13 protein-coding genes and 1 tRNA gene are annotated in these 16622 nt (G+C 69.9%); 1 reads left to right on the forward strand and 13 read right to left on the reverse strand.

What is annotated here, in order from left to right; all coding sequences use genetic code 11:
- Nucleotide 1: 1 nt before the first annotated feature.
- The 5 genes from ACQ143_RS03020 to ACQ143_RS03040 all read right to left on the reverse strand — a co-directional run bounded on the left by ACQ143_RS03020 (nucleotide 2) and on the right by ACQ143_RS03040 (nucleotide 6348).
- Nucleotides 2-2101, reverse strand: a complete 2100-nt coding sequence (locus tag ACQ143_RS03020) for a PTS fructose transporter subunit IIABC (protein WP_449569233.1) — start codon at nucleotides 2099-2101, stop codon at nucleotides 2-4.
- A gap of 24 nt (nucleotides 2102-2125) precedes the next feature.
- Entirely contained in the window at nucleotides 2126-3076 is a 951-nt protein-coding gene (locus ACQ143_RS03025) for a 1-phosphofructokinase family hexose kinase (protein ID WP_449569234.1), read from the reverse strand.
- Complete coding sequence (locus ACQ143_RS03030; protein WP_449569235.1) at nucleotides 3073-3858, reverse strand: DeoR/GlpR family DNA-binding transcription regulator; 786 nt, start codon at nucleotides 3856-3858, stop codon at nucleotides 3073-3075. Before ACQ143_RS03030 ends, ACQ143_RS03025 begins: the two co-directional genes overlap by 4 nt.
- A 114-nt stretch (nucleotides 3859-3972) precedes the next feature.
- Nucleotides 3973-4746: a hypothetical protein gene (locus ACQ143_RS03035; protein ID WP_449569572.1), complete on the reverse strand. Its 774-nt coding sequence runs from the start codon at nucleotides 4744-4746 to the stop codon at nucleotides 3973-3975.
- Between the two features lie 252 nt (nucleotides 4747-4998).
- A complete protein-coding gene (locus ACQ143_RS03040; RefSeq protein WP_033105388.1) occupies nucleotides 4999-6348 on the reverse strand; it encodes an IS256 family transposase in 1350 nt (449 codons plus the stop codon).
- A gap of 73 nt (nucleotides 6349-6421) precedes the next feature.
- Between ACQ143_RS03040 and ACQ143_RS03045 the strand changes: the two genes are divergently transcribed.
- Entirely contained in the window at nucleotides 6422-8380 is a 1959-nt protein-coding gene (locus tag ACQ143_RS03045) for a DUF262 domain-containing protein (protein ID WP_449569573.1), read from the forward strand.
- A 27-nt stretch (nucleotides 8381-8407) separates the two neighbouring features.
- On the opposite strand, the gene ACQ143_RS03050 is transcribed toward ACQ143_RS03045, so the two are convergent.
- From ACQ143_RS03050 to serA, 8 genes are all read right to left on the reverse strand, one after another.
- On the reverse strand, nucleotides 8408-8935 hold the full coding sequence (locus ACQ143_RS03050) for a hypothetical protein (RefSeq protein WP_449569236.1): 528 nt from the start codon (nucleotides 8933-8935) through the stop codon (nucleotides 8408-8410).
- Between the two features lie 82 nt (nucleotides 8936-9017).
- Nucleotides 9018-9089 (reverse strand) — tRNA-Gln (locus ACQ143_RS03055).
- 74 nt (nucleotides 9090-9163) lie between these two features.
- The gene (gene gltX, locus ACQ143_RS03060; RefSeq protein WP_449569237.1) at nucleotides 9164-10678 is read right to left on the reverse strand and encodes a glutamate--tRNA ligase; all 1515 of its coding nucleotides are present in this window, start codon (nucleotides 10676-10678) and stop codon (nucleotides 9164-9166) included.
- A 31-nt stretch (nucleotides 10679-10709) separates the two neighbouring features.
- Complete coding sequence (locus tag ACQ143_RS03065) at nucleotides 10710-11963, reverse strand: MFS transporter (RefSeq protein WP_449569238.1); 1254 nt, start codon at nucleotides 11961-11963, stop codon at nucleotides 10710-10712.
- The gene (locus ACQ143_RS03070) at nucleotides 11956-12723 is read right to left on the reverse strand and encodes a fumarylacetoacetate hydrolase family protein (protein WP_449569239.1); all 768 of its coding nucleotides are present in this window, start codon (nucleotides 12721-12723) and stop codon (nucleotides 11956-11958) included. Before ACQ143_RS03070 ends, ACQ143_RS03065 begins: the two co-directional genes overlap by 8 nt.
- Entirely contained in the window at nucleotides 12723-13835 is a 1113-nt protein-coding gene (locus ACQ143_RS03075) for a branched-chain amino acid aminotransferase (protein WP_449569240.1), read from the reverse strand. Before ACQ143_RS03075 ends, ACQ143_RS03070 begins: the two co-directional genes overlap by 1 nt.
- 48 nt (nucleotides 13836-13883) lie before the next feature.
- Nucleotides 13884-14936, reverse strand: coding sequence for a 3-isopropylmalate dehydrogenase (locus tag ACQ143_RS03080; protein ID WP_449569241.1), 1053 nt, complete (start codon nucleotides 14934-14936; stop codon nucleotides 13884-13886).
- Between the two features lie 16 nt (nucleotides 14937-14952).
- Nucleotides 14953-16557, reverse strand: coding sequence for a phosphoglycerate dehydrogenase (serA, locus tag ACQ143_RS03085; RefSeq protein ID WP_449569242.1), 1605 nt, complete (start codon nucleotides 16555-16557; stop codon nucleotides 14953-14955).
- Nucleotides 16558-16622 lie beyond the last annotated feature (65 nt).

The raw sequence follows: 16622 nt of genomic DNA on the forward strand, positions 1-16622 counted from the left end.
GTTACGCGGCGACCGGTTCGGCGAACGCCGCTTCGGCCTGATCGAGCTCTGCGCGACCGACGTACTTCTTGAGCACGACGAGCACGAGTGCTGTCACGACCGTACCGGCCAGCAGCGCCACCACGAAACCCCAGATGGGGCTGATGGCGAACAGGACGAAGACTCCGCCGTGCGGTGCGAAGCTCGTGACGCCGAACACCATGCTCAGCGCGCCGGTGACGGCCCCGCCCACCATCGACGCCGGGATCACGCGCAGCGGGTCGGCCGCGGCGAACGGGATCGCCCCCTCGCTGATGAACGCGGCACCCAGCAGCCAGGCCGCTTTGCCGTTCTCCCGCTCGACGGGCGTGAAGAGGGGGCGGGCGAGCACGGTGGATGCCAGGGCCAGGCCGAGCGGTGGCACCATTCCCGCGCACATGACCGCCGCCATGATCAGGTACGGCGCCGTGTTCTCGGCCGAAGCCGCCGCCAGTCCGGTGGTCGCGAACACGTAGGCGACCTTGTTGACCGGGCCGCCCAGGTCGAAGCACATCATGAGCCCCAGGATGATGCCGACGGCCACAACGCCGGCGCTGCTGGCCGTCAGGGTGGTCAGGGCGTCGGTCAGTGCCACCATGAGTGCTGCGATCGGACCCCCGAGCAGCAGGATCATCAGCCCCGATGCCACGATCGAGCCGAACAGCGGGATGAGCACGACCGGCATGAGGCCGCGCAGCCAGCGGGGAACGCGCAGACTGCCGAGCCACCACGCGGCGACGCCCGCGAGCAGTCCGCCGATGATCCCGCCGATGAAGCCCGCGTTCATGGTGACCGCGACGGCGCCCGCGACGAATCCGGGGGCGATGCCGGGACGGTCGGCGACCGCGAAGGCGATGTAGCCGGCGAGGGCCGCGACGAGGAAGCCCATCGAGGTCGAACCGATGACGAACGCGACCGCACCCAGGTATTCGGCGAGCCCGCCGGCGGGCAGGTTCCACAGCGCGTTGTCGATGATGATCGCATAGGCCTTGTTGTCGGCGTTGACGTCCGCGCCGCCGAGAAGGAAGCCCAGCGCGATGAGCAGACCGCCGCCGGCGACGAACGGGATCATGTAGCTCACGCCGGTGAGCAGGATGCGCTGGATGCGCGCACCCCACGACAGATTCGCGGTCGCTGCCGGCACGTTCGCCGTGTCGGCTCCGGCGACGGCCGGCACGCGCGGGGCGCCCGGGTCGGATGCGGCGGCGACGGCCTCGGCGATCATCTGCGCAGGCTGCTCGATGCCGCGCTTGACGCCGGAGCGGACGACGGGCTTTCCGGCGAATCGGTGCTGCTCGCGCACGTCCACGTCGGTGGCGAAGATGATCGCGTCCGCCTGTTGGATGGTCTCGGCCGGGAGTGCTGCGTAGCCGCTCGAGCCCTGCGGCTCGACGGCGAGCTCGACGCCGGCCTTCGCCCCGGCTGCCGAGAGCGCATCGGCGGCCATGAAGGTGTGGGCGATGCCGGTCGCGCACGAGGTGACGGCCACGATGCGTGCCGGGCGGCCGTCTACCGTGTTCGCCGCCGGCGCGGCGCCCGTCATGTCGGTTGTCGCCGGTGCGGACGCGGCCACAGGTGTCGCCGGCACCGCCGACTCGGACACGGCAGAGCCGGCCTCGACGGCCTCTGCCGTCTCGCCGATGGCGTCCTGCACGATGGCCACGACGGCATCGGCGGAGGTCGCGCCGCGCAGCGCGCCGGTGAACTCCTCGCGCATGAGGCTGCGCGCCAGGCGCGACAGCACAGCAAGGTGCTCCTCCGCGGCGGTGTCGGGCGCGGCGATGAGGAACACCAGGTCGGCGCCGCCGTCCGGCGCGCCGAACGACACTGCCGGATCGAGTCGGGCGAAGGCCAGCGAGGCGCGGGTGACGGCCGCGCTCTTCGCGTGCGGAATGGCGATTCCGCCGGGCAGGCCGGTCTCGTCCTTCTCCTCACGTGCCCAGGCATCGGCGGCGAGAGCGGCGGCGTCGGTAGCCCGGCCGGCTTCGGCCACCCGCGCGGCGAGTGCTTCGATGACGGCGCGCTTGTCGGTGCCGAGCGGCTCATCGAGACTGACGAGCTGCGGGGTGATCGTGTGTGACACCATGACCTCCTCTGGTCGTGTGCTTCAGCGGGTGAGAGCGCGCACCGGCACGTCGCCGGGCGGAAGATCTGCGGGAGTGGGCGCCTGAGTGCCCACCAGGGACGTGGCGGCGGCGCCATAGCGGATGCTGTGTCGCAGACACTCGGCGGGGTCGGCGCCGGCGGCTTCGGCCAGCAGGTAGCCCGCCAGTGTGCTGTCGCCGGCTCCCACGGTGCTGCGGGCACGGATGGGCGGGGGCGCCGCCGCCCACGCCCCTTCGCGGGTGACCAGAACGGCACCCGCCGCTCCCAGGGTGACCAGCGCCGACCCGACCTTCCCGGGCACCAGCCCGTTGGCCACCGTGACGACCGCATCGGCGGCATCGGCATCGGCCGGCCACGCCAGGCCGGTGAGCTCGGCCAGCTCTTCGTCGTTGGGCTTGATGAGGTCTGCCACACCGGCATCGACGACCGCGGCCAGCGCCGGCCCCGAGGTGTCCACAGCGATCCGCGGCGTGCGGGCACCCCCACCGAATCGGATGGCTTCGATCACCCGGACATAGAAGTCCTCACCGACGCCCGGTGGCAGCGAGCCCGCCAGGACCACCCACCGCGCCTCACCGGCTGCGGCGGCCACGGTCGCCGTCAGCGCGGCGGCCTCCTCGGCGCTGAGCGCGGCCCCCGGCACGTTGATCTTGGTGGTCTGACCGTCCGGCGCCGTGAGGGTGATGTTGGTGCGGACGGTGCCGCGCACGGGCACCGGCCGGGTCGTCAGTCCGGTCTCGGCCAGCACCGTGGCGAACGGGTCGGCCGCCGCCAGAGGCAGCACGGCGACGGTACCGGCACCGGCAGCGTGGACGACGCGCGAGACGTTGATGCCCTTGCCGCCCGCGTGCTCATGCGCGTCCCGAGCGGTGTGCACCTCGCCCACACGCAAAGGCGCCACCAGATCGATTGTGCGATCGAGCGCGGGATGGGCGGTCAGAGTGACGATCATGCCACCCACACCTCCACGTCGTTCTCGGCGAGAGCCGATGCCAGTAATGCCGGTGGCGCGGCGTCGGTGACGAGCGTGTCGACGTCGGCGAGCCCCGCGAAGGAGACGAGCAGCTCCTGATCGAGCTTCTCGGCGTGGGCTGCCACCACCACCCGGCGCGCCGACGCGACGACCGCACGCTTGACGGCGGCCTCCTCCGGGTCGGGTGTGCTCAGACCGAAGACGGCCGAGACGCCGTTCGTGCCCACGAACGCGACATCAGGCCGCAACCCCTCGACGGCCCGCACCGTCGCCGTGCCCACCGCTGCTGCCGTCAGTCCCCGGACGCGACCGCCGATAGCGGTCAGTGCGATGCCCGGTGCACCGGCGAGCAGGTGCGCGACGGTCATCGAATGGGTCACGACCTCGAGCGGCCGCCCGGCCGATGCGCGGCGATCGAGCAGCAGTCCCGCGATCGCCGCCGTTGTCGTCCCGGCATCCAGATACACCGAACCGGTGAAGTCGTAGCCGAGACTTGCCACGGCACGCCGGGCGATCGCTCGCTTGGCCTCGCTGTGTCGCTGCGTCCGGTCGGCCAGCGACGGCTCGGCGATGCTGCTGGCGCGCTGCGACACCGCTCCGCCGTGCACACGACGCACGATGCCCGCGCGCTCGAGCTGTGCCAGATCACGGCGGATCGTCTCGGTGGTCACCTCGAAGCGGCGTGCGAGATCGACGACCGCGACGCTGCCGTCCACGGCCACCGACTGCTCGATCAGGTGCTGCCGCTCCGTTGCGTACATGTGGCTCCCCTTGCGTTAGCCACACGGTACAACACAACCACATACACTCACAAGCGGAGATATGCAGAAGGTCCCGGCCGCATCGCAGCCGGGACCTTCGCGCGTGATGGTGCGTCAGGCCTCGCTCATGGCGGTGACCTCGGCCTGGCCGCGCGCGGCGAGGGCCGCCGCGCGGGCGGCGAGGCGACGGGTCTGCTCGGCCTGGCCGGCGTCGAGGATCTCCTGGTCGACCGGGTAGGACTCCACCTTGTTCACGCCGTTGTACTTGGCGATGTAGGCGTCGAGCTCGGGGCCGCTCTCCCACGAGGTGATGAGGCAGTACCGCGGCTCGTCGCCGGGGTGGGTGGCGGCGTGCCACAGACGCTGGGTGTCGACGATCAGCTGCGCGCCGGCCGGCAGCGCGATGCGGGTCTCACCGCTGGGGTCGGTGCGGTTCTCGCGCAGCACGAAGTAGCTGGTCTTGTCGTCGGTGAGGTTGAAGAAGCCGCGCACGACCCAGCCGGTGCCGTCCGGGTTGAGGCGGTTGTTGTCGTCCTGGTGCAGGTTGTAGAGGCAGTCCGCGTAGGTGTTGGGCTGCAGTTCGATGATGCGGCAGCGTCCGACGTTGGCGCCGGGTTCCTTCGCGCGGGCGGTCAGAGTGGGGGCCTTCTCCGTCTGCGAGTCGATCCACACGCCATCCTTGTCGGTGCGCGGCGGCTTGTGGTTCCAGAACCCGTTGCATTCGATCTCACCCTTGGCCGAGGCCAGCGGCGCGAACCGGGTGTCGCCGGAGGATTTCCAGTCGACGTACTCGACGTCGAGCCACTCCTTCGGGTCGATCTCCTTGTTGTAGCGGTCGAGGACGACGTATCCGGTCTCCTCGAGTGCGGCGGACTTGATGTAACCCATGATTCGGATCATGACCTTTCGTAGACGGGCCAGCGCGTTTTTACAGGCCCAACTTCGGCAAGCCTAGCCAGCGGTTCTGGATGGTCCCCGTGTCGCGGCCGGGAAACGGGGAACCCGACTAGACTCGACGAGGTTTCGGTGAGGAGCGATTCTGCGAGCATGACCACAGCCACGAATGTCGAAGCAGCCGCTGTCAACACGATCGGGTGGGGGCTTGTCAAGTTTTCTGTGTAAGCGGTTCGGAATTGGTGGTCAGAGGTAGGGGTTGATTCGCTCGGGGTAAGCCAGGGCGAGTTGCTCAAGGGCTTGTTTCCAGTTCGTCGTGACGTTGCCCTCGATGAGTCGGCCGCTGGCTTTGCGCTTGCTCGCGGGCAGGCCGCGTTCCTTCTCTCGTTCGCGGGCTCGTTTGTCCTCGATGTCGCAGATCGCGAGCCAGAGCAGCTTGACCGCAGCAGCGTCGTTGGGGAAATGGCCACGGTTCTTGGTGATCTTCCGCAGCTGGTAGTTCAGCGATTCAATCGCGTTCGTCGTGTAGATCACCCGCCGCAGCTCGGGCGGGAACGCGAGGAACGGGGTGAACTTGTCCCAGGCGTCCTGGAACGATTTCACCGCCGACGGGTATCGCTTCCCGAGCTCGGACGCGCTGAACTCCTCGAGCGCCTCGAGGGCGGTGTCCTCGTTCGCAGCCTGGTAGATCGGTTTCAGCGCGGCGGCGACGGCCTTGCGGTCCTTGTAGTTCACGAACCGCATCGCAGCCCGGATGAGATGCACGACGCAGGTCTGCACGGTCGCTTCCGGCCACGTCGCCGCGATCGCCTCGGGGAACCCGGTCAGCCCGTCGCAGCAGACGATCAGCACGTCGCGGACGCCGCGGTTGGCGAGTTCGGCGCACACCGACGCCCAGAACTTCGCACCCTCGGTGGCCTGCACCCAGATCCCCAGGACGTGCTTGATCCCGTCCATGTCGACCCCGACAGCGATATGAGCGGCCTTGTTGCGGACATGCCCGCCATCGCGGATCTTCACGATGATCGCGTCCAGATAGATCACCGGATACAGCGACTCGAGCGGCCTCGTCTGCCAGGCGAGGACCTCGTCGGCGACCTGGTCGGTGATCTTCGAGATCGTCTCATGGCTGAGCTCGGTGCCGATCGTGTTCGCGAGATGGTGCTGAATGTCGCGGATCGTCATCCCGCCCGCGTAAAGCGAGATGATCATCCCATCCAGCCCGTCCAGCCGCCGCTGCCCCTTCGGGACCAGCATCGGCGTGAACGACCCGTTCCGGTCGCGCGGGACCGCAAGCTCGATATCACCGATCTCGGTCGACACCGTCTTCGGCGTCGACCCATTGCGGGAGTTCGGATACAGCGACGCCTCGGCATCGCCGCGGTCGTAGCCGACATGCTCCGTCAGCTCCGCATCCAGCCCCCGCTCCAGCGCCGCCTTCAACATCCCGCCCAGCATCCCGTGCTCGCCCGTCAAGGGCTCGCCCGCGTCGATCTTCGCGAAGATCTCATCCATCGCTCCCGACGCCTTCAACTGATCAGCAAGCTCCTTCTGCCTCCGACGACGCTCCTCGCGCTCCGGGCTGATCGCATCCATAGTCACAGTGTTTCTCCTTCAGGGGGGTGAACCTCACCCCCTTACACAGACCATTTGACAGGCTCTCGGGTGGCTGTCGGCATCCGACACCACCATCGTGGTCCCGGTGTATCAGCGGCAGTATCGCTGGGACATCGGCGGGTGCGAGCAGCTGCTGGGCGACATCCGCGCCGTCGCCGACACGCACGACACGCACACCCATTTCATCGGCTCGATCCTGTCGACGGCCAGCACCGCGGCCGCCGACGACGCGCACCTCGTCCTCATCGACGGGCAGCAGCGCATCACGACGCTGATGCTGCTGATCGCCGCCCTGCACCACACGCTGCGCGACGACGATCCGGTGCTGGCCCGCGAGCTGGAGCGGGTGCTGGTGCGCGCCGACGATCCGCAGCGCACCAAGCTGCGTCCGCACCGCGCGTGGGCCGAGGTGTTCGAGAGCGTGGTGCTCGATCGGCGTGACGGCGCCGACGCGCGCGAGTCCCGGTTCGACGACAACTACGCGTTCTTCCGCAGCCAGATCCGTCCCGACGAAGCGGCCCACATCTGGCGTGGGCTGCAGAAGCTCGAGCACGTGTCGATCACGCTCGGCGCGCAGGCCAACGCGCAGCAGATCTTCGAGAGCCTCAACTCGACGGGGCAGCCGCTGCGCGACCACGAGCTGATCCACAACTACGTGCTCATGGGCCTCTCGCACGCCGAGCAGAACGAGATCGAGGCCGAGTACTGGCTGCCGATCGAGCAGAACACCGGGGATCAGATCGGCGCGTTCTGGCGGCACTACCTCGTCATGCTCACCGGCCGCGAGGTCGCCGTGGTCGGCGAGCGGGGCGTGTACGACGCGTTCCGGCACCGGTTCCCCCGCCTCGACGCCGGCGCGCTGCGCGACCTGGCCGCACAGTGGCGCGAGTACTCAGAGATCTATGGCGGGCTGCTCGACCCGGCCCAGATCGCGGATGCGGAGCTGGGCCGTCACCTCGGATACGTGAACACGTTCGGGCGCGGCGTCTACCCGCTGATGATGCGGCTGTCCCACGACCTGGCGCACGGCGCGCTCCCCCGCGCCACGGTCATCGACGCGCTGGAGCAGGTCCAGTCGCTGCTGCTGCGCCGGCAGATCGCGGGGCTGACCAACGAGCGGCTCGTCGCGCGCCTGTGCCGCGCCGCCGACGACGGGCCCGAGGCGCTCCGCCGCGCGATCGCGCGCATCACACCGTCCGACGAGCGCACCCGCGTCGGCCTCAAGTACAGCGCGCTCCCCCACCCCCACTACGTGCTCGGCCGCCTCGCCGGGCTCGACAGCGTCGCGGGACTCGACGTCGAGCACGTCTTCCCGTTGGCGCCGTCCGACGACTGGTCCGGCGACGGCGTGCGACGCTTCGCCGAGTACAGCGACGACGAGCAGAACAGCCACCGCGCCCTGGCGCAGACCCTCGGCAACACAACGCTCCTCGAGCAGCCCCTGGCCGACCGCGCCCTGGATGTCTCGTTCGCCGACAAGCGCCCGCTGTATGCGCGCAGCGGGGTCGTGCTCACCCGTCAGGTGGCGGATGCCGGTGCCTGGAACACGGCGGCGATCGCCGAGCGCACCGCGCGCCTGACCGACCGCTTCGTGGAGGTCTGGCAGCGGCCGGCGGTAGTGGACATCGACGACGACGACCTGACGCCGATCCTCGATGCGGTCAAGCGCCGCGGCTGGCCGCGGGGATGGCAGCGGGAGTTCGACTACGTCGAGTATCGCGGTGAGCACTGGGAAGTGCCCGACGTGAAGTACCTGTTCAACCGCATCTTCAAGCGGCTGTGGGCCGACTCGCGGCAGAGCGTGATCGACTTCAGTGCCCGGCGCGGCGGCCCGGTCTACGCGGAGGTCGCGTGGAACGGCCACTGGGACGAGCTGGGCGACGGCCACCACCTGTACATGGGGTGGGACTCGAAGTACATGCTCACCGCGGTGCAGGGCGTGCTCGAAGAGGCCGGGTGCGCGTCCGAGGTGTTCGTCAAGTACTCCTACATCGGCAACGCGATGCGCTGAGGCGCGCCTCGGCTGCGCCGCGACGGGTCAGCGGCCGCACTCCTGGGTCTGTTCGGTGAGGATCCAGTCGGCGCCGGGGCGGTGCATGACGATCTTCCCGCAGTCACCGGATGCGAGGTAGGTGACGAACAGGACCGCGTCGGTCTCGGTTTCGGTCTGCACGTCGATGTCGACGGTGGCGTCCTGATCGAAGGCCCGGTACAGGTCGGCCGTGGCGACCATCATGTCCGGGCAGTTGTCCACGCGGAACATGCCACCGTCGTTGATCTCCGCGATCATCCGCTCGACCAGTTCCGGGGAGAGTGCCCCGCATGCCCGGTCGACGTCCGGCTCCCGCGAGGCTTCGAGCCAGGCCAGGAAGGCGTCCGCGGCGCCCTCGCGAGCGGGGTCGGGTGACGGCTCGGCACTCGCCACCGGCGTTTCGACCGGGGCCGGCTCGACCGGAGCGGCGGCCGACGGCGCAGCGGGCGACGGTGTCGCGGCGCACGCGCTCAGCGCGAGGGCGACGGCCGCGATGGCGAGCAGACGGACAGGGCGGCCGAGCGGAATCCTCACCGTCTCATTTTGGCAGAACCGCCGTTACGCGCAGACCCGGCGGAAACGACGAAACCCGCGGAATTCCGCGGGTTCTGTCTTGCTGGGGTACCTGGACTCGAACCAAGAACAACTGAACCAGAATCAGCCGTGTTGCCAATTACACCATACCCCAAGGGGGCTCCGACCGAAGCCGTACCGAGGGTCAAGCTTAGCCCACGATCCCGGCCCGGCCAAACCGGCACCTGCTCAGGCGAGTCGCGCCTGCAGGGCCGCCAGCCGGGCCAGCGACGTGTCCTTGCCCAGCAGCTCCATCGACTCGAACAGCGGCGGCGAGACGCGGCGGCCGCTCACGGCGACGCGCAGCGGACCGTAGGCGACCCGCGGCTTCAGGCCCAGCCCATCGATGAGTGCGGACGACAGCGCGTCCTGCACGGCGGCGGTGGTGAACCCGTCGGCGAGCAGCGGCTCGAGTGCGGCGATGCCGGCGGCGAGCACCTCCCCCGCGTTGGCGGGCAGACCCTTGAGCGCATCGGCGTCGGGCTCGACCTCATCGCGGAAGAGGAAGCCCAGCAGTCCCGGCGCCTCCCCGAGCAGCTGCATGCGCTCCTGCACGAGCGGGGCCGCGGCATCCAGCATCTGCTGCTGCTGCGCGGTCGGCGGCTCGGCGATCAGACCGGCCGAAGCCAGGTACGGCACCAGACGCGCCGCGAAGTCGGCCGGCTCAAGACGGCGCACGTGATCGCCGTTGATCGACTCGGCCTTCTTCTGGTCGAAACGCGCCGGGTTGGGGTTCACGGCGGTGATGTCGAACGCGTCGATGAGCTCCTGACGGGTGAACACGTCACGGTCGGGCGCGATCGACCAGCCCAGCAGCGCCAGGTAGTTCAGCAGCCCCTCGTGGATGAAGCCGCGCTCGCGGTGCAGGAACAGGTCGGCCTGGGGGTCGCGCTTGGACAGCTTCTTGGTGCCGGTCTCGCCGAGCACGAGGGGCATGTGCGCGAAGCGCGGCACGAACGTGGTGACCCCGGCGTCGATGAGCGCGGCGTACAGCGCGAGCTGACGCGCCGTCGACGGCATGAGGTCTTCGCCGCGCAGCACGTGGGTGATGCCCATGAGCGCGTCGTCGACCGGGTTGGTGAACGTGTACAGCGGCACTCCCCCGGCCCGGAAGATCACGAAGTCGGGGAACGACCCGGCCGGGAAGGTGACCTCCCCGCGGATGAGGTCGACGTAGGTCAGGTCCTCGTCGGGCACGCGCAGCCGCCAGGCCGGCTCGCGGCCCTCGGCGCGGAAGGCGGCCTTCTGCTCGTCGGTGAGGTCGCGGTCGTAGTTGTCGTAGCCGAGCTGCTTGGCCCGTCCGGCCGCCGCGTTGCGGGCATCGATCTCCTCCGCCGTCGAGTACGACTCGTAGACGGCGCCGCTGGCGACGAGCTTGTCGAGCACCTCGCGGTAGATGTCGTGCCGCTGCGACTGCCGGTACGGCGCGTGCGGCCCGCCCTTCTCGACGCCCTCGTCCCAGTCGATCTCGAGCCAGGTGAGCGCGTCGACGAGCTGCCGGTAGCTCTCCTCGCTGTCGCGCGCCGCGTCGGTGTCCTCGACCCGGAACACCAGCTTGCCGCCCGTGTGGCGCGCATACGCCCAGTTGAACAGGGCCGTGCGGACCATGCCGACGTGCGGCAGGCCCGTCGGCGAGGGGCAGAAGCGGACGCGGACGTCGCTGCCGGTGGCGGTCGTGGTCAGGGGGTGAGGTGCACTGGACATCCCCTCCAGTCTAGGTCGCCACGCGCACTGATCAGCGGCGGGCGTACGGGGAGAGCACGACCACGCCGACCACCACGCACAGCGCCACCAGCGCGAGTCCGCCGTAGCCGATCCACCCGAGGATGAAGCCGGCCAGCACCGCACCCACCGCGGCGGAGAAGGTCATGATCGTGTCACTGACTCCCTGCCGGCGCGGCCGCATCGCGGTGAGCGTGGACTCGGTCAGCAGTGCCGCCCCCGACACGGTCGCGGCGCTCCAGCCCAGGCCCAGCAGGAACAGCGCGATCAGCACCAGCCATTGCGAGTGCGCACCGAACGCGGCCAGCAGCAGCGACGCCACCAGCACGGCCTGGCCGAGAAGGATCACCGGGATCCGCCCCCACCGGTCGGCGAGCATGCCGAACAGGGGCGACAGTCCGTACATCCCGAACACGTGCAGGGCGATGGTGACCCCGACGATGGTGGTGACGTGCGCGGGGTCGAGGTGCGCCAGGTGGACGGGGGTCATCGCCATCACGGAGGCCATGACGACGTGGCTGCCGGTCACCGCGAAGATGGCGTAGCGCGCCGCCACGGGCCGGTCGGCCTCGACGATGTGCGCCTGGGCCGCCTGGCGGCTGCGGGCCAGGTGCTGGGCGACCTGCAGCGGATCGGGTCGCAGCGCGACGATGTAGAGGATGAACGCCCCCAGCTGCGCGACGATCGAGAACGCGTAGGAGCCGGTCAGCGGTGGCATGCCGATCGCCTGCCCGAGTGCCTCCCCCGGCGTGAGCATGAGCGGCCCGACGACACCGCCGATCGTGGTGGCCCACACCACGGTGCCGAGGTCCCGGCCGCGCCGCTCGGTGGCGGCCAGGTCGGTGGCGGCGAAGCGCGATTGGAGGTTGCCGGCGTTGCCCGCGCCGATGAGGATGACGCCGAGCAGCAGCAGCGGGAAGACGCGGACGGCGGCGGCGGTGATGACCACGGCGATGCCGATGAGCGCCAGCAGGTTGCCCAGGGTCAGAGCGAAGCGGCGTCCGCGCGCGGACGCCAGGCGCGCGAGCGGGATGGCGCACAGGGAGGCTCCGAGCGTGACCGCCGCGGTGGCCAGGCCCGACAGGGAGTCCTGGCCCGAGATGTCGGCGGCCAGCAGCGCACCCAGCGACACCGTCGCGCCGAAGGCGATCCCGCCGAGCACCTGGCCGGCGGCGAGGGTGCGCACCGTGCGGCGTTGGATGCGTGCGATGTCGCCGTAGGCGCCGGCATCCCCCACCGCCGCGGCGGCGGAACGGTGTTCAGGCATCGCGCACGGGGTTGCGCAGGGTTCCCAGGCCCTTGATCTCGATCTCGACCGTGTCCCCGGCGGAGAACGGGCCGACGCCGGCCGGGGTTCCGGTCAGGATCACATCGCCCGGCAGCAGCGTGAAGGCCGCGGAGGCGTAGGCGATGATGTCGGCGACCGAATGCACCATGTCGGAGATGGGTGCGTCCTGGCGCACTTCGCCGTTGACGCGGGCGATCAGCTGCGCGTCACTGTCGGGATCGAACTCGGTCTCGATGGCCGGGCCCAGGGGGCAGAACGTGTCGAAGCCCTTGGCGCGGGACCACTGCCCGTCGCTGCGCTGCAGATCGCGTGCCGTGACGTCGTTGCCGATCGTGTAGCCGAAGACGTGGTCGAGCGCCGTCTGGGGCGTCACGTTCTTGGTGATCCGGCCGATGACCACGGCGAGCTCACCCTCGAAGTCGGTCTGCTGCGACTGCGGCGGCCGCACGATCGCGTCGCCCGGTCCGATCACCGACGTGTTCGGCTTGAGGAACAGCAGCGGTTCGGCCGGGGCCTCGTTGCCGAACTCCGCGGCGTGTTCGCGGTAGTTGCGGCCGACGGCGATGATCTTCGATCGGGGGATGACCGGCGCCAGCAGCGCGACCTCGCCCAGCGGAACCCGCTCGCCGGTGGTGTCGAACCCAGCGAACAACGGGTCGCCCGCCAGCACCACCAGGTCGGTGTCGTCGACGATGCCGTAGCGGATGGTGTCGCCCTGGGCGAAGCGCGCGACGCGCATCAGGCGTCCAGTCGGGTGAGCCACCCGTGGGTGTCGTCGGCCCGGCCGTACTGGATGTCGGTGAGGTGTCCGCGCAGTTCGAGCGCCAGCGTCCCGGTGGGCTGCGCGTCCTCGAACCCGGCCGCCTTGAGCACGCCGATGGGGGTGACCACGGCGGCCGTGCCGCAGGCGAACACCTCGACGATGTCTCCGGAGGCGACGCCCTCGCGCCACTCGGCCAGCGAGACCGCGCGCCGCTCGACGCGGTGGCCGCGGTCCTGGGCCAGCTGCAGGATCGAGTCCCGCGTGATGCCTTCGAGGATCGACGGCGACTCGGGGGTGACGAGCGTGCCGTCCTTCTTCACGAACACGACGTTCATGCCGCCGAGCTCTTCGACGTTGCCGTCACCGTCGAGGAAGACGACCTGGTCACAGCCCTGGTCGTAGGCCTGGGACTGCGGCAGCAGGCTGGCGGCGTAGTTGCCGCCGGTCTTGGCCGCCCCGGTTCCGCCCTTGCCGGCGCGGGCGTAGTCCTCGCTGAGCCAGATCTTCACGGGCTTGACCCCGCCGGTGAAGTACGCGCCGGCCGGGCTGGCGATCAGGTAGTACCCGACCTTCTGTGCGGGGCGCACCCCGAGGAACGCCTCCTTGGCGAACATGAACGGCCGCAGGTACAGGCTCTGGTCGGCGCCGGCGGGCACCCAGTCGGCGTCCACGGCGATCAGCTCGCGCAGCGACTGCAGGAAGTAGGGCACGGGCAGTTCCGGCAGCGCCAGCCGCCGCGCCGAGCGCTGCAGGCGGCGGGCGTTCTGCTCGGGCCGGAAGGTGTGGATCGAGCCGTCGGCGTGCCGGTACGCCTTGATGCCCTCGAAGATCTCCTGGCCGTAGTGCAGGACGGCCGCGGCGGGGTCGAGGGAGATCGGCCCGTAGGGCTGGACGCGCGGGCGGTGCCAGCCGCCCTTCGCCGACCAGCAGATGTCGACCATGTGGTCGGTGAAGCTGGTGCCGAACCCGGGGTCGGCGAGGATCTCAGCGCGACGCTGCGGGCTGGTCGCCGCGAGGTTCTTGGTGACGGCGAACTCGAGCGGGGCCAGGTCGGCGTCGGCCTGTGCGGTGGGGTCGGTGAGGGTCATGTTCCATCCTGTCTGTGCGCCACGGCATCACCGGCGGGCACGTCCAGGTTACGCCTGAACGCGGGCCGTGATGGCGTCGCCGACCTGTGCGGTGGTGCGTGCGGTGCCGTCCCGTTCGGCGATGTCCTGCTCGATCGCGCGGGACACGCGAGCGGCTTCATCGTGCAGCCCGAGGTGATCGAGCAGCAGCGCGATGGAGCCGATCGCCGCGGTGGGGTCGGCCTTCTGCTGACCTGCGATGTCCGGCGCCGAACCATGCACGGGCTCGAACATCGAGGGGAACGCGCCGTCGGGGTTGATGTTCCCCGAAGCGGCGAGGCCGATGCCTCCGGTGACGGCGCCGGCCAAGTCGGTGAGGATGTCGCCGAAGAGGTTGTCGGTGACGATCACGTCGAAGCGGCCCGGGTTCGTGACCAGGAAGATCGTCGCCGCGTCGACGTGCAGGTAGTCTACGGCAACGTCCGGGTGCTCCGTCGCCACCTCGTCGACGATCCGCTTCCACATGCCGCCGGCGTGCACGAGCACGTTGGTCTTGTGCACGAGCGTGAGCTTGCGGCGGCGGCGCTCGGCCTGCGCGAACGCGAACCGCACGACGCGCTCGATGCCGTAGGCGGTGTTCACGCTGGTCTCGTTGGCGACCTCGTGGGGCGTGCCGGTGCGGATCGACCCGCCGTTGCCGACGTAGGGGCCCTCGGTGCCCTCGCGCACGACGACGAAGTCGATCTCGCCGGGCTCGGCCAGCGGGCCGGGCGCGCCGGGGTACAGCTTCGAGGGCCGCAGGTTGACGTAGTGGTCCAGCGCGAAGCGCAGCTTGAGCAGGAGCCCCCGCTCGATGTTCGCGTCCTTCAGGCGCGGGTCCCCCGGCACGCCGCCGACGGCTCCGAGGAGGATCGCATCGTGCGCCTTGATGGCGTCGAGGTCCTCGTCGGACAGGGTGTCACCGGTCTGCAGGTACCGATCCGCCCCGAGGGAGAAACGCGTCTTCTCGAAGGTCACTCCGGATGCCGCGGTCACGGCATCCAGCACCTTCTCGGCCTCGGCGACCACTTCGGGTCCGATGCCGTCGCCGGGAATGACGGCCAGCTTCACGATGCGCGACATGGCTGCCCCCTTCGGTTCAGGACTCGGTGATCTCGATGGCGCGCAGCAGGTCGGCCTGGATGGCCGAGGCCACCTCGTCCAGCAGCACGTCGGGCACGGGCGAGTCGACGGTCAGCACCGACAGGGCCTGGCCGCCGGCGGCCGAGCGCGCGATCTGCAGACCGGCGATGTTGATGCCCGCCTCGCCGAACTTCTGGCCGTACACCGCGACGATTCCGGGCCGGTCGGTGTAGAGCATGACGATGTGGTGCTTCTCGATGGGAAGCTCGAGCGCGTAGTCGTTGATGCCGACGAGCTTCTCGATCTGCTTGGTGCCGGTGAGCGTGCCCGACACGGCCAGTTGCGAACCGTCCGAGAGGGCGCCGCGCAGCGTGATGACGTTGCGGTACTCGTCGGAGTCGTCGTCGACGATCAGGCGCGACTCGACGCCGCGCTGCTCCGCCAGCAGCGGCGCGTTCACGTACGACACCGATTCGCTGACGATGTTGGTGAACACGCCCTTGAGTGCGGCGAGCTTGAGCACGCTGACGTCGTACTGGTTGAGCTCGCCGTGCACCTCCACGTCGAGGCTCGTGAGCGGGCTGTGCGCGAGGGCGGAGAAGATCTGGCCGAGCTTCTCGACCAGCGGGATGCCGGGGCGCACGTACGGGTCGATGACACCACCGGCGACGTTGACCGCGTCGGGCACGAGTTCGCCGCCGAGGGCCAGGCGCACCGACTTGGCGACCGAGACACCGGCCTTCTCCTGCGCCTCATCGGTGGAGGCGCCCAGGTGCGGGGTGACCACGACGTTGGGCAGATCCAGCAGCAGCGCGGCCGACCCGTCGGCGGCCGGCGGTTCGGTGGTGAACACGTCGAGACCGGCGCCGGCGATCTCACCGGTGGTGAGCGCCTTGTGCAGTGCCTCCTCGTCGATGAGCCCGCCGCGGGCGACGTTGACGATGTACGCGCTGCGCTTCATGAGCCGGAACTGGTCGGTGGAGATCATGCCGGTCGTCTCGGGGGTCTTCGGCATGTGGATGGTGATGAAGTCGCTCTGCTCGAGCAGTTCGTCCAGGGTCACCAGCTGGACGCCGAGCTGCTGGGCGCGGGCGCTGGTCACGTAGGGGTCGTAGGCGATGACGCTCATGCCGAAAGCCTGCAGGCGCGCGGCGATGAGCGCGCCGATGCGGCCGAGGCCGATGATGCCCAGCGTCTTCTCGAACAGCTCGACGCCGGTGTAGGCGCTGCGCTTCCACTGGCCGGCGGCGAGGGAGTCGTGCGCGGCGGGGATGCGGCGGGCCAGGCTCAGGATGTGCCCGATGGTCAGCTCGGCCGCCGAGATGATGTTCGAGGTCGGGGCGTTGACCACCATGACGCCGGCGGTGCTGGCCGTCTTGATGTCGACGTTGTCCAGGCCCACACCGGCCCGGGCGATCACCTTGAGCGCGGGCGCGGCGGCGATGGCCTCGGCATCCATCTTCGTCGCCGAGCGGATCAGCACGGCGTTCGCCTCGGCCAGCGCCGGCAGCAGTGCGGCGCGGTCGGCGCCGTCGACGTGGCGGATCTCGAAGTCGGGACCGAGGGCGTCGATGGTTGCGGGAGAGAGCTGTTCGGCGATCAGAACGACTGGCTTGGGCACGGCACACCTTCGGGGCTTCGCAGGGCGGGGTGATTCGCCTCGCCGCACGTCGTCGGGGCGTGGCC

This window comes from Microbacterium pollutisoli (assembly GCF_053586795.1).

What these genes read in the sequence shown, in the direction of transcription:
- ACQ143_RS03025 (WP_449569234.1), bottom strand. Translation starts at nt 3,076, where the DNA reads ATGATCGTCACTCTGACCGCCCATCCCGCGCTCGATCGCACAATCGAT.
- ACQ143_RS03030 (WP_449569235.1), bottom strand. Translation starts at nt 3,858, where the DNA reads ATGTACGCAACGGAGCGGCAGCACCTGATCGAGCAGTCGGTGGCCGTG.
- ACQ143_RS03035 (WP_449569572.1), bottom strand. Translation starts at nt 4,746, where the DNA reads ATGGGTTACATCAAGTCCGCCGCACTCGAGGAGACCGGATACGTCGTC.
- ACQ143_RS03040 (WP_033105388.1), bottom strand. Translation starts at nt 6,348, where the DNA reads ATGGATGCGATCAGCCCGGAGCGCGAGGAGCGTCGTCGGAGGCAGAAG.
- gltX (WP_449569237.1), bottom strand. Translation starts at nt 10,678, where the DNA reads ATGTCCAGTGCACCTCACCCCCTGACCACGACCGCCACCGGCAGCGAC.
- ACQ143_RS03065 (WP_449569238.1), bottom strand. Translation starts at nt 11,963, where the DNA reads ATGCCTGAACACCGTTCCGCCGCCGCGGCGGTGGGGGATGCCGGCGCC.
- ACQ143_RS03070 (WP_449569239.1), bottom strand. Translation starts at nt 12,723, where the DNA reads ATGCGCGTCGCGCGCTTCGCCCAGGGCGACACCATCCGCTACGGCATC.
- ACQ143_RS03075 (WP_449569240.1), bottom strand. Translation starts at nt 13,835, where the DNA reads ATGACCCTCACCGACCCCACCGCACAGGCCGACGCCGACCTGGCCCCG.
- ACQ143_RS03080 (WP_449569241.1), bottom strand. Translation starts at nt 14,936, where the DNA reads ATGTCGCGCATCGTGAAGCTGGCCGTCATTCCCGGCGACGGCATCGGA.